General features: G+C 42.8%; 11 protein-coding genes. 3 read left to right on the top strand and 8 right to left on the bottom strand.

Features of this window, described 5'->3' with window-relative positions; translation table 11 throughout:
* Positions 1–4: 4 nt before the first annotated feature.
* Together MKX34_RS22105 and MKX34_RS22110 are read right to left on the bottom strand one after the other, a co-directional pair.
* Positions 5–1,159 (bottom strand): AI-2E family transporter, encoded by a 1,155-nt coding sequence (locus tag MKX34_RS22105; protein ID WP_036676105.1) that lies wholly within the window; start codon positions 1,157–1,159, stop codon positions 5–7.
* Positions 1,160–1,402: 243 nt separating this feature from the next.
* Positions 1,403–1,762 carry a (2Fe-2S) ferredoxin domain-containing protein gene (locus tag MKX34_RS22110; protein WP_036676102.1) on the bottom strand — a complete coding sequence of 120 codons (360 nt, stop codon included), beginning with the start codon at positions 1,760–1,762 and terminating at the stop codon, positions 1,403–1,405.
* Positions 1,763–1,911: 149 nt separating this feature from the next.
* Here MKX34_RS22110 and MKX34_RS22115 point away from each other — a divergent pair, with 149 nt between their 5' ends.
* From MKX34_RS22115 to MKX34_RS22125, 3 genes are all read left to right on the top strand, one after another.
* Positions 1,912–3,498 (top strand): AraC family transcriptional regulator, encoded by a 1,587-nt coding sequence (locus MKX34_RS22115; RefSeq protein WP_051490902.1) that lies wholly within the window; start codon positions 1,912–1,914, stop codon positions 3,496–3,498.
* 103 nt (positions 3,499–3,601) lie between these two features.
* Positions 3,602–4,618, top strand: coding sequence for an ABC transporter substrate-binding protein (locus MKX34_RS22120; protein WP_038572461.1), 1,017 nt, complete (start codon positions 3,602–3,604; stop codon positions 4,616–4,618).
* Positions 4,619–4,761: 143 nt separating this feature from the next.
* Positions 4,762–4,992: a hypothetical protein gene (locus tag MKX34_RS22125; RefSeq protein ID WP_036676096.1), complete on the top strand. Its 231-nt coding sequence runs from the start codon at positions 4,762–4,764 to the stop codon at positions 4,990–4,992.
* Positions 4,993–4,998: 6 nt separating this feature from the next.
* Here the strand turns inward: MKX34_RS22125 and MKX34_RS22130 are convergent, their stop codons facing one another.
* From MKX34_RS22130 to MKX34_RS22155, 6 genes are all read right to left on the bottom strand, one after another.
* Entirely contained in the window at positions 4,999–6,096 is a 1,098-nt protein-coding gene (locus tag MKX34_RS22130; protein WP_038572462.1) for a GerAB/ArcD/ProY family transporter, read from the bottom strand.
* A gap of 36 nt (positions 6,097–6,132) precedes the next feature.
* Positions 6,133–7,338 carry a Ger(x)C family spore germination protein gene (locus tag MKX34_RS22135; protein WP_038572463.1) on the bottom strand — a complete coding sequence of 402 codons (1,206 nt, stop codon included), beginning with the start codon at positions 7,336–7,338 and terminating at the stop codon, positions 6,133–6,135.
* Positions 7,335–8,849, bottom strand: coding sequence for a spore germination protein (locus MKX34_RS22140; protein ID WP_094902289.1), 1,515 nt, complete (start codon positions 8,847–8,849; stop codon positions 7,335–7,337). Before MKX34_RS22140 ends, MKX34_RS22135 begins: the two co-directional genes overlap by 4 nt.
* Before the next feature lie 156 nt (positions 8,850–9,005).
* Positions 9,006–10,031, bottom strand: coding sequence for an iron-hydroxamate ABC transporter substrate-binding protein (locus MKX34_RS22145; RefSeq protein WP_256717662.1), 1,026 nt, complete (start codon positions 10,029–10,031; stop codon positions 9,006–9,008).
* A 132-nt stretch (positions 10,032–10,163) separates the two neighbouring features.
* Positions 10,164–11,789, bottom strand: a complete 1,626-nt coding sequence (locus tag MKX34_RS22150; protein ID WP_076297383.1) for a helix-turn-helix domain-containing protein — start codon at positions 11,787–11,789, stop codon at positions 10,164–10,166.
* A 144-nt stretch (positions 11,790–11,933) separates the two neighbouring features.
* The gene (locus tag MKX34_RS22155; RefSeq protein WP_036676089.1) at positions 11,934–12,974 is read right to left on the bottom strand and encodes an NAD(P)/FAD-dependent oxidoreductase; all 1,041 of its coding nucleotides are present in this window, start codon (positions 12,972–12,974) and stop codon (positions 11,934–11,936) included.
* Positions 12,975–12,977 lie beyond the last annotated feature (3 nt).

A 12,977-nucleotide genomic window follows, 5' to 3' on the forward strand; every position in this document is an offset into this window, starting at 1 on the left:
CACATTATTCCTTATTCTCTTCAATCTGTTTATATAAGCCGGATCGAAACCGGAACCATTCAAAAAGATGTGTAAATACCACCTTAAGTACCGCATAACCCGGAACTGCAAGGATAATCCCCAGAATTCCAAACATTTTACCTGCGAATATAATTACAAAAATAATGGTTATCGGATGAATCTTCAACGTCTTGCCCATGATCTGTGGTGAGATAAATTTCCCTTCAATCAGCTGAACAGCTGTCCACACGATAATCATCTTCAACAACATAAATGGAGAAGTGACCATCGCCACAATTAGGGCAGGTGTAATCGCGATTGCCGGGCCCAGATAAGGAACAACTGCTGTACAAGCAGCAGCAATAGCCAGAACGAGAGAGTATTCCAAACCAATGATTAAATAGCCAATATAGAGCAGCAGACCAATACAGCAGCTGACAATAATTTGCCCGCGTATGTAAGAGGATACCTGACTGTTCATCTCCGACATGACCATACGAGTCTGCGGCTGCAGAGAAGTAGGTACAAACTTCAGAATATAATCCGGCAATTTTTTTCCATCGCGAAGCAAGTAGAACAAAATAAATGGCGTCGTTACAACCGCCAAGACAATCTCTGTAAGGGCTCCTACAAAGCTGCCAACACCCGTCAAGGCATTATTCAGAAAAGAACTGCCCCACGCCGTAATCTTAGATGTTATCTCACTAAGGTTCGTTCCGATACTATCTTGAACTTGCCCAAAGAACTCCGTTCCGGTCAAATCCATAAACCGTTCTTGAATTAATTCACTATACCTTGGAAAATTGTCGATCAAACCTGATAGCTGAGTCCGTATAATTGGAATGACCATAAACAAAACCAGCGTGATGAGACCAGCAATCAACAAATATAGGATGATTATTGCATATACACGTTTTATTCGGGATCTTTTCTCCATCCGATCTACCAACGGATTCAGCAAATAATAAGCTATACCTGCCAGTAATAATGGTGCGGCCACGGTGTGCAGCAATACTGATATCGGCTTAAAAATAAACGGTATTTTGGAGAATACCAGAATATTAATTCCAACCAGCAGCATAATGAGCAGCACTACTACAAATTTATTATTCAGAAAAAATTTTTTGAACTTCTCTGGCCACACCTGCAGCCTCTCCATCGTACCCTCTCCCCTATAAACCATCATATATACTGTGTTATTTCATTCACTTTTTAATAGCATAGTCAACGTTAGCCCTGCAAGTCAAATTTGATGTCCTTAATTAAGCACACAGTCCTATTACGAGTCTGGTTATAATCCAATTCAATCATAATCCTCCCCTGTTTATAAATAAATAACCCTGCACGAGATATTCCTCTGTACAGGGTTAGAACCGCAACTAAAAGGTACTTACAAGCCTTGCTATTTTTTCTTTTTCCCTTTAGCGCCCTTTTCATTTGAAGCAATCAATTGTCCATCATAGGTGTATAACAAGTGATCTTCAAGCTTCTCCCCCTGCAAATGTTTCCGCACTAATGATTTCGCCAGCTTAGGTGTAATCTCTTTGTACCACACACCTTCGGGATAAGCGATCACCACACAAGCATCTGAACATCTTCCATTACAACGGGTCACAGTCGTATGTATAAGACTTTGTGCGCCCTGCTTCTCAATCTCGTCTTCTATCGCTTCAGCTACCTCTTCACCTTTGTGTTTCTTGCAGCTGCTACCGTTACATATTAATAAGTGACTTACAGTTCCTTGTAAATTCCAGGTCGTCATGGATGACTTCAACCCCTTCTTATCAGCTAACCCTATTCCGTTCGTGGATTATTTTAAACACTATCATAAGCATCATTATAGTCAATAGTAAGAAAGACTGTTATACTATAAATGAGAATGATTATCAATGAAAAGAAGGGGATTACTACATGCAGATCCAATCTGACGGGATGCCTTATCCATCCCATCCTTTTTATATGCCCCTTCGGGTCATCAGCTTATCGGGAATAACCAACTACTCAGCCTCAAACATTTCTTCTACTAATTCCAGCCTTATGATGATCTGGGATGGGAAAGGTTTTCTTGAAATAGACGGTAAGATACACAAGGTCATGGCCGGAAGCTTAATAGCCCTTAGTAGTTCTTCTTTATTGAAGATGGAACCTGAATTACAGTTAAAGGGGATATGGATTGAGTATTCCTGTATACCCCAGAGTAAAAATGAGGACATTTTTATAAATGACAACTCCCCTGTCCACCATGCCTCCACTCGTTTGATAGCCTTGGCAGGTGAGCTTTACAGTGCCTGGATAGACGCTGATAAACAAAAGCCGTTTAGGGTCCAGCAGCTATTCACCCAGTTCATCGTGGAGCTTCATGGTGAACTGACATCCCATAAAGAAAGATCAAGCAGTTGGATGGAACGGGTGACTGAGTATATAGAAGCTCATTACAATGAAGATATCACGCGGGATCAAATGGCTGCTTTAGCTGAAGTGAGCCCCGAGCACTTTTCGCGAACCTTTCGCAAATCAATAGGTCTATCCTTCAGTGCTTATATTACACTACTAAGAATCCGTAAAGCCCAGCAACGAATCCTCACCAGTTCTCCTAATCTAACTACATTGGCACATGAGGTTGGTTACGAAGAGGGAACTTATTTGAGCCGAAAATTCAAGCAGCTTGTTGGCGTTTCACCTACAGCCTACCAGAATAAGAATAAACGGGTCGTTGCCCTGAACTATAATCACACCGCTAGCCTGCGAGTACTGGAAATCATGCCTCAACTCGGGGTTTATTCCGAATGGCAACATAGCTTGGAACAAGTTCCCGCTTCCAAACAGCTTCAAATGAGCGAAGGTAAATTTTCATTACTCTATGACTCAGTAGCTGCGGTAAAACCAGATGTCATTATCGGCTACAGTCTACCCGACAATAAGATTCTGACTCCTGTTGCTCCGGTTATTGAGCTGCCCTTTATGCAAATGAGTTGGCGAGAGCAATTTGCTCTGATTGCCGAGGTTGTGAATCGACGACAGCGTGCTGAACAGTGGCTAAGTCATTATGACAGACTTTGTCTTACCGCCAACGGGTTATTAAACCATGCAATAGGAATGGAGAGAGGTACGGCTATCGTGTGGGAGGTTAGCTCCCGATCCGCCTACTGTTTCAGTAGCAGCTTCGGCAGAGGTTGCCAAATTCTATACGGTGATCTTGGCTTCAAGCCCCCCTCCGTAATTATTGAAAAAGGGATCACAGATTCCGGGTACTTAGAGGCATCTATTGAGGATATCGTATCGTTTCCTGCTGACCATATTATTATCACTAGCATCCCTTCATCATCTGAGGGAAGACAACGTTTTACTCGCCTACTACATTCTAAAGCTTGGAAGCAATTAGATGCAGTCCGAAACGGACGGGTATATATTCTGAACCAGGCTGATATGTTCTACGGATTTGACCCACTGTCCTCACAGGCACAGCTTCAAGAATTGCTACGGGTAATGACATCATAAATTTGCATAAGCTGAGATCATATCCGTCCATAGTAAATACCCGGTGAAGCTTGTAAAGTTCTTATTGAGAATGATAATCAATATACATAGGGGGAACAACAAATTGCATAATCCAGGAAAAAATAGCTCCAAACAAACCCATTGGCTTCTTTTTCCCTTCATGCTGGCATTAATTCTAGTCATATCAGCTTGCGGGAATTCCAATAATTCTGTGGGGAATACAGGCAGTAACACCAGCAACACATCATCGGCAACTGCAGTACCTACCGAAACTAGTCAACCAACAGAAACTACGGAAACAGCTGCTCTTAAAAAGGTCACTACTATAAATGGTGATATTGAAATCCCTGTTCAACCTAAAAGGATTGTCGCTGAGGAATATCTGGGCAGTCTGATTGCGCTAGATACCATTCCTGTTGGTGCTCCCGGATTAACACTGGAGAATATGTATTTTAAGGAGGCACTTACTGGAGTTGCAGACACTGGAACTTACGGCAAAATGTCACCTGAAAAAATCATCGCACTTAATCCTGATTTGATTATTTCTGGACAAGCTGAAAGCTATGAAGCACTAAGCAAAATTGCTCCAACCATCGTTGTGCCATATGGTGATCTGAAAGATGCTCATGCCGAATTAACCTATTTCGGAGAACTCCTTGGTAAGGAAGAGGCAGCCAAAAGCTGGCTTGCAGATTACGACAAACGGATAGCTGAAGCTAAAGCCAAAGTAGACAAAGTAATCCCTGCAGATGCAACATTTTCCATCATGGAAGACGGCGGAAAATCCATTTGGGCCTATGGCGATAACTTTGGCCGAGGCGGACAGCCTGTCTATCAGGCGCTGGGTCGTAAGCCCCCTACAGCTGTGGCCGCAGAAATTATGGAGAAGCAATGGGCGGAAATCTCTACAGAGGCACTCGCTAAATACGCAGGAGATTATATTATCTTAACTTCCAATAACCGTACAGAAGCTGATTACAAAGCTGATCCAATCTGGAGTAGCCTACCCGCTGTAAAAAATGGCCATCTCTATGTATGGAAAGAAGAACGGTCCTGGTACTATGATCCAATTGCCGTGTTATCCCAGACCGAAGAGCTGGCTGCTTGGCTTACACAATAAAATTCGCTTAAATTAGAATCCCCTACTGCTTCCAACAACGTTGGAGCAATAGGGGATTTGTTATTTTCTTTTGACTACAAACACACTCAAGAGGTAATAATACATTTAGCCTAAGGTTAATCTAGCAAATGGAGTTGATCAATATGAAATTACTATTACTATATTTCATGCTTGCTTTTATGGGGTTGCTGATGGCAGTAATCATCGACCTTTTATCAGGAGAAAACCTCACCGCTTCAATGCGGACGATCTATGACTCCTTTGCAGCTACAAGCATACAGGAATCAATAACTATGCTCGTTTTTATCTCCTTACCTTTTGTTATTACAATTACATCCTCTATCCGAAATAGAAGCAATAAATCCATCAAATAAAATAAACTAACCTATGCTCCCTAATTTTCTGCGGATGTAATGAACGATGCACAAGAGAATAGGTACAGCGGCACAGAAATACGGCAAAATATATTTCAGAAATATCCTTCCTTCGTCCATATGTATCGGATAATTCGCTGAACTAATAAAAGCCCCGAACAAAACAACAATACCAACGGGAACGGCGAGCTTTCTGCTGTCTTGCACCTTGAATAGATCCGCGGTGACTACCATTGCAGCGTAGCAATATACTGACATTTTAAAAAAGACTCCAATGATTAAGGTTAAGAGCACAAGCGCGTCCAAACGTTGAATGAAATTGGCCAGGTTTACTAACGTTATCGTAGTGAACATCGGAAAATTGGCTCTACTGTAGATTTCTGTTCCTAGAACGGATATTTCGATGGCATGGGTAAAACTGAGTAATAATCCGCATAAAGTAATTGCGATGATTCCGGTTCTTTTTGCTACCTTGGTTTTTTTGATATGAGGTAAAATCGTAGTGAAACATACCATCTCCCCGAACGGAAATAGCCATATATTTAGATAGGCTGATTTCAATGCATTCTTCCAATCCGAGGCCTGTAACGGAAACAAGTTATCTAGTTTTACAAGTCCGGCGGCAATAACCAAAAAGCAACTGGTCAAGCCCAATAATATTATAATCAGCATATAAATCTCAGCCGCCCGCGCAAACACCTCAATCCCCTTATTTAAGATGTAAATTACCGCAACAACCATCATTGCATAAATGATGAACACGGGTGTTCTGTCGTAAGAAGCAGCTATTAACAACTCACCTGATTCATGCAGATTTCGGGAGCCATTGAAGAGAAGGATTGGAATATATGTTAAGCTTAACGGCCAGCCTATAACATTGCCCAGTATCTTTCTTGTATACCCGCTAATAATCATGCCCGGATATTGCCGGTATAAATAAACATAAATCAAATACAAAAGAAGTCCACCAGGCAAAGCTAACAGAATAGCAATCCAGACAGCATGGCCACTTTCAAGTCCAATCGGTACCACAAGGGCCGTTCCCAATTCAAACAAAAAAATCAAAGCAAATAATTGACTCGCGCTGATGGTTTCTTTTTTCATAAAGTGGCCTTCTCCCACCTTTCTCACTGAACACTTTCATTTTTCCTTTAACAATTTCGGCTCTAATCTCATTCCAACACTGCGAATATAGGCTTCTACAGAAACATCCACTTCCGCTTCCGCGAACACTGACTCCCAATCGTCCTTAACAGTCTCCCATGCTTTTGGATTTGTGCGCTTCAGTTCATTCCCGAAATTGAAAATATCGCATTTCATAGTTTGAGCAGCCTGTAAGGCTTGGGTTATTTCCTGTTTAGTTTTAAGAGCCACTTGTTGTTCCAACTGAACGATTACCTCTCTATCACTTAGCTCAATATAACTCTGTGCCTCACTAAGCGTCCCCTCTTCCACAACATTTACATGAATGACGGGTACTTTATTGCGGAGTTCAATCTTAATTTTTGTTTTTGAATAATTAATGTTAACGGCTATCGAATCTTTAACCTCATTTGAATCTACATTAATACTGGTTTCATTAATCTCGTTCTGTACCCATAGTGCCCCCCGAGCAAGAGGGCCATCCAGCCACCCCTGAAAAACCCCTTTTTTCAATACGCTAAGCCCGCTCATTGTGACAAGTGCTTTTACTTTAGTTTGCTCCATCCCGGATTTTTTAGTTCCTTCTTCAGCGTCTCCAAGAATTCTGGCTCCGGATATCACCACTGACCCTTCTCCACTGAGACCATTAATTAGCTCAAAAACATTGATATCCCGGCTTTCTCCATATATTCTAGCGGTATTTTTACTCTTTTTAATAATCCCAATTGCAGGCAGGCTTTCTACGGGAAGCAATAGTTTCAGAATAGAGGATGCTTCCGTATCTCTGGCTACAATAACATTCGTGTTGAGCCGCAGCTCATGGGACCTTTCAAAGATGTCAAAAATCCCATCAATACCGCTCTTCACTGTAGATTCGCCTAAAACTAATAGCTGCGTGTGTGCAAAAAACATCTGTCTTGCCGCCTTTTTTGAAGTCTTGCGAAAAGCGCCAAAGATCGTACGGTCCGTAGAAGAATAAATAGTGACCGTGGGTTGTCCGGTGCTAGCTCCTGCACTTGTGGCTGTTGAGGATGGATTCACAATCTGAAAAGTAACATGATATTCCTCTTTATTCGGCACCTTATCCACACCTATACCAGTCACAATGCCTAAATTGTTTAATTCCCGACTGTTCCAGCAGCTTGTCAGCAACATTAAGCAGCATATACAAATAAATGAACGCATCATCCATCCGACCTTCATTTGCCACTCCCCGGCTTCCCATCATTCACCTTAAGTCGAGTATTATTTTTTTGGCTAACAAGACGCGGCCGAGTTTTCATATATTTCAAGGGCACACGCAAGATCGAGTCCTTCTGATTCTCAGCGATAAAAGGACCAAATGGAGACATATACGGAAAACCCAACGATTTCAAGCTACACATATGAGCAACCAAAATAAAAGTAAAGATCGTTATTCCATAAAGCCCCATAAAGGCTGCGATAAACATAATGATGAAACGCAAGATACGTATGGAAAGAGCCATATTAAAAGCGGGAGTAGCAAAGCTGGATATTCCTGTAAGTGAAACTACAATAACCATTGCAGGAGAGACAATACCGGCTTGTACGGCTGCCTGTCCTAACACTAAGCCCCCAATGATCGACACAGTTTGGCCTATAGGGGATGGCATACGAATTCCTGCTTCACGTATAATCTCAAAGGTAAATTCCATCAGCATAGCCTCAATAAAAGCCGGAAATGGAACCCCCTCCCTTTGTGAAGCAAAATTAATAAGTAAGGCCGTTGGGATCATTTCTTGATGAAAGTTTAGAATTGCAATAAATAACGCTGGGCCAAATAACGAAATAACAAGGCAAATAAATCTCAATAATCGGATCAAAGTCGTGATATCATAACGCTGGTAATAATCTTCTACGGCATGTAAAAACATAAAAAAGGTTGTAGGTGCAATCAGCACAAACGGGGTCCCGTCCACAAAAATAGCAACTCGACCTTCTAAAAGATTTCCTGCAACACTGTCAGGACGTTCCGTATTATATAATGTTGGGAATGGAGAAAAGGGAGTATCTTCTAAAAATTGCTCAATGTATCCAGATTCCAGAATCCCGTCTATATCAATGCTTTGCAGCTTAGTTCTGAGCTCCTTTAAGGTATTATCATTGACGATTCCATGAATATACATAATAGATACATTCGTTTGCGTGACGTCACCTATCTTCATCGACTCCACCCAGAGATTAGGGCTTTTTATTTTCCTGCGCACCAGAGAGATATTCGTCCCAATAGATTCTGTGAAGCCTTCCTTGGAGCCACGAATGGCTACTTGAGTTGTAGCGTCCGATACCGCTCTAACCTCACCGCCGCTTGTATTCCCTCTGATAGCTGCCCTTATCCCGTTGACCCAAAGAATGGTATCACCAGAGAATAAAGCCTCAAAAAGCACATCCCAATCTTCAAGTGTCTGTTCTTCTCCGATCCCTCTCGCCACTTCTTTCATATACAAAAAGATATCTTCAGCGGATGTTACCACCGGGTTTTCTTCACTTAGCTTATCGAACGACATCGCATGCTCCACAAACTCGTTGACCATTAATTTTTCTATTAATCCCTCAATATATACGGCAGCTACCTCAACCTGTGTGGTAGTGGATTTAATTCTACGAATAACAATATCAGGGCTATGGCCAAGCCTTTCTTGAAGCTCTTTAAGATTATCGTCCAAAATAGTAGAGTTAAAGGGGTCCATCATTAACACCTCCTGCTCATACTATTTGTTCTACACCGCTTTTTTATGCAACAAATGGAATCTATAACCTCCCTTAACTTGGAATATAAATACGCAAAAGGGATGTCCTTGAACTACTATAGCTCAGCGAACATCCCCTTTTACTCTTTTGAAATTAACTTATTGAAGAGACTTCAGCAACGTAACTATCTCGTCCAGCTGCTTGTCCAGCGCATAAGCATCGGATAGATAATAAGTTTTTAGATCGTAGGTGAATACATGACCCGACTTGACAGCAGGTAGGTTCTGCCAGAAGACACTGTCCAGAATGTCCAGCTTATCCTGCTCCACACCACGGCTGAAGCCTTGGAAGATATAATCAGCTTCACCTAAGTACTCGGGCAACGCTTCAAGTGAGAGGGAAGCCCAGCCTTCTTTAAAGGCTGCCTCTTGGACAAGATCAGGTGCATGCAGCCCCAATCCGTTATATATAATCTCTCCACCGCGCCCATATGACGAACCGTATAAATACAGCTCTTTACCGGCAATTTCAAAGATCGCCACCTTTTTGTCAGCTGCGATCAGATCAGCCAATTCCGCTTTTTTCGCTTCCAGCTTCTGATTGAAATCCGCCACCCACTTTACAGCCTGCTGCTCCTTGTTCAAGATTTTCCCGATCTCGATCAATCGTTCCTTATAGTCGTATTTGCCCCAAGGAATAAAGACAGTCGGAGCAATCTTAGAGATTTGCTCATAGGTATCTTCCTGATAAGTGATAATCAAGTCCGGTTCGAGGCTCGTTATTTTCTCCAGGGACACCGTCATGTCATCGCCTACTACTTCTACACCTGTCAGCGCCTCTTTGAAATATGGATGGTTCAAGATGTCATTCCCGGCAACGGCAATGGGCGTCACGCCAAGCGTCAGAAGATCACCAATAAAGTCTTGTACCGGAATCACAACTCTTTGTGGATTGCGTGGGATCTGCACCGGGCCTTTGTCGCTTTCGTATGTCCAATACTCTGTATCAGCAGCCGGCTCCGTGCTGGCAACTACAGAATCATTAGTGCTTTTAGCCACTTCAGCCGACGTGCTAGCTGGAGCATTCCCCTGATTAGCAGCTTGTCCGCATGCGCTCAACAGCAGCACCAGCGTAAGCATAACAGCTATCATGCTTGTTTTTCCTAACGATATAATTCTGTACAATGTAAATCCCCCTTGAGACTTTATATTATTATGATATTGATAATCAATATCATTAAGATCTTTGTTTAATATACCGTCTCCGCGGGAAAACATATATACACGCTAATACATCAATTTAGCTATGGACGATTGTCAGCTTAATTTATGGCCGGTTAACAGATCTGTCTGTATCTCCAGCTGGCGTTCGAGCGCAAGCCCTTCGCTGCCCCAAAATTCCTCAAGCTTCAGGTAATATATGCATTCATTCCTGAATGCTGAAAGATTGCGCCAAACCGCGCTTTTACTAATCCGTTTACGTGTTCTCGACATCCAGTCCTCTTGTCCTGATACAACCACAAACATATGGTCAGCCGCGTATATTGGCAATTCCGACAGTGAGATGCATAAATGATCATCCCGCTCCAGAACATCTGACCTTACCTTGTCCGGTGGAGTTAACCCCAGCATTGGATACAGATTGTACACCCCTCGGGCTGTATAATTCCAGATATAAATACTGTTATCTTGCCTAATCTCATACACCGCTACCGTTTCACCAGATTCAATTAATGAGGACAAGCGCTGCTTAGCCAAATCTATTTTCAAATGATAGTGCCTTATCCATGCCTCTGCCCGCTCCTCTTCTCCCAGCAGTCTGCCGAATAAACGAATCTGTTCCAGGCGGTCCATTTTATCACACTCCACAGTAACTAGTGGACCCAACTTTTCCATGCATTTAAGCTGACGAGGGCTCAGATAGGTCGGTGCAATAACTAGATCGGCTTCTAGCCCAGACCAGTCCGCTTCCGCCGGACATCCCTGCAACTCAAATGATCGCACACCCGCCAGTTCCGGCAGCAAAAGCAATGAGTAGTTCATCACATCTTCTTCAACCGCGACAGGCTTCACTCCCAGCGCAAGTAAATCCCCTAAAAATTGTAACGCTACTATCCGCTTCGGTTTGGGACGTAAACGGAATTCTGTTGGGGTCATCCCGGTGACTTGCTTGAATTTGCGGCTCAGATATAGTCCATCTGTATAGCCAACTTTTTGCGAAATTTCCTGTATTGTTGCTTTGCTGGACATCAAGTGTTTTTTCGCTTTATTTACTCTTAAATGAGTTACATATTCGGTGAAGCTCCAACCCGTCTGCTTGCGGAACCATACTGAGAAATAACGAGGATTGAAGCCCATCATTCGAGACATCATCTCCCGCGTAATCTCCCTTTGAAAATTCTGGTGGATATAAGAGAGCATTCTGAAATATGAACTATCCGTAATGTCTGCTTCAGCGTCAGCCTCTACGACCAGTTGATGTAGCTGATACAGCAAGGATTGAATTCTATCTGCCTGTGCTTCTAAATTATTGGCAGCAACATCTTCCAATTCGCTGAATAAGCGGGTTATTTTATTCGTCGTACGTATAGGTGAAATCCCATTGACCGGAAAAATTTCACGGCAAAGTCCATAGACCAATTCTTGCTCCGTGCTATTGCTTAGCCCATATACCTCATAGGAAATTGCTAGAACAGAGATAACAGTCTCTAATGGAGCATTAATTTGATAAGTCGCACCTGCGCTTAGAAAAAGAATTTCACCATTTTTCAGAGCTACTGTCTCTCCTTCTATGGTTATTTGAACGATAGCTTCTATTGGTGTCAGGAAGAGTGGGGACTGGGCAATCTGGGGTTTATTGATGTGACCGCCGCCGCATTGGCGTTTCCCTGCCTCTTTTAACAGATAAATTCTATGAACCGGGTTATTATTTGATAGCTTCATTCCTGCTCCCTTCCAGACTGCTAGACTTAATAACCCATAAAATAGAAAGCAAGCGTATAAGGGTTCTCTCCGCTCGAAATGGATAAGATCCCCTATACGCTTTATATAAAACTTCAGATTTTATGGTTTGAGAAGCCTCTATCCTTAGTGGTCGTCAACGACTCCAAGCGCTTTATTCTTCTCTTTGAACCGTTCATTGTGAGAAGATACGTAAGCGACTTTGGCCGCGGTCGGGTCAATGTACAGCTTTGCGCTATTAAGCGCCAGAGCCGCATCAGTGAAAGCGCCTGCGATCAAACGAACCTTGCTCGCATAATCCACAAAGTCACCTGCTGCGAATATACCCGGAAGATTGGTCTCCAGCTTATCAGTTACATTCGCACACCACTCGCCCATATCAAGGCCCCATTCTTTTAACGGACCAAAATCGCTCTTCAGACCATGATTCACAATGACAGCATCCACTTCAAACTGCTCTGTTTCACCTGTCTCTATATGGCTGATCGTAACCTGATCTATCGTTTCACCATTACTGCTGTGTAATTGGCTTACTGCATATGGCGCACGGACATTGACTGAGGATTCCTTCATCCGCACAATGTTTTTCTCATGTCCGCCAAACTGTTCGCGGCGATGCGCAATCGTCACACTTGCAGCGATGGGCTCCAATTCATTCGCCCAATCTACTGCGGAGTTGCCTCCACCGGAGATTAGCACTCTTTTACCGCGGAACGGCTCCAGCTCTTGAACGGTATAATGAAGATTCGTCACCTCATAACGATCTGCACCTTCAATTTCAAGCTTTGCCATCTGTAGAATTCCGTAACCAATTGCCAAAATGACTGTGCGGGTCCAATGTTGTTCCCCAGTAGAAGAGGTCAAGATGTACGTCCCATCTTCTTGTCTCTCTTGATTCATAATTTGCTGACCCAGCACAATAGTCGGATCGAAGGTTTGAGCCTGCTCCTTGAGCTGACCGATCAGTTGATGGCAAAGAGTTGGGGTTACGCCTCCTACATCCCAGATCATTTTTTCGGGATAAATAAGCATTCTTCCTCCGAGCTCATCCTTCGCTTCAATTAACTTTGTCTTCAAGTCTCTCATTCCACTATAAAAAGCTGTATACATCCCAGCAGGTCCGCCACCAATAATGGTTACATCGTATAATTCCAGTTGTTTATTCATCGT

Source organism: Paenibacillus sp. FSL R5-0636 (genome assembly GCF_037974255.1).
Lineage (GTDB): Bacteria > Bacillota > Bacilli > Paenibacillales > Paenibacillaceae > Paenibacillus_AQ > Paenibacillus_AQ odorifer.

Excerpts from the sequence above, each read along its gene's own strand:
- MKX34_RS22105 (WP_036676105.1), bottom strand. The coding sequence starts at position 1,159 with ATGGAGAGGCTGCAGGTGTGGCCAGAGAAGTTCAAAAAATTTTTTCTG.
- MKX34_RS22110 (WP_036676102.1), bottom strand. The coding sequence starts at position 1,762 with ATGACGACCTGGAATTTACAAGGAACTGTAAGTCACTTATTAATATGT.
- MKX34_RS22115 (WP_051490902.1), top strand. The coding sequence starts at position 1,912 with ATGCAGATCCAATCTGACGGGATGCCTTATCCATCCCATCCTTTTTAT.
- MKX34_RS22125 (WP_036676096.1), top strand. The coding sequence starts at position 4,762 with ATGAAATTACTATTACTATATTTCATGCTTGCTTTTATGGGGTTGCTG.
- MKX34_RS22130 (WP_038572462.1), bottom strand. The coding sequence starts at position 6,096 with ATGAAAAAAGAAACCATCAGCGCGAGTCAATTATTTGCTTTGATTTTT.
- MKX34_RS22135 (WP_038572463.1), bottom strand. The coding sequence starts at position 7,338 with ATGAAGGTCGGATGGATGATGCGTTCATTTATTTGTATATGCTGCTTA.
- MKX34_RS22140 (WP_094902289.1), bottom strand. The coding sequence starts at position 8,849 with ATGATGGACCCCTTTAACTCTACTATTTTGGACGATAATCTTAAAGAG.
- MKX34_RS22150 (WP_076297383.1), bottom strand. The coding sequence starts at position 11,789 with ATGAAGCTATCAAATAATAACCCGGTTCATAGAATTTATCTGTTAAAA.
- MKX34_RS22155 (WP_036676089.1), bottom strand. The coding sequence starts at position 12,974 with ATGAATAAACAACTGGAATTATACGATGTAACCATTATTGGTGGCGGA.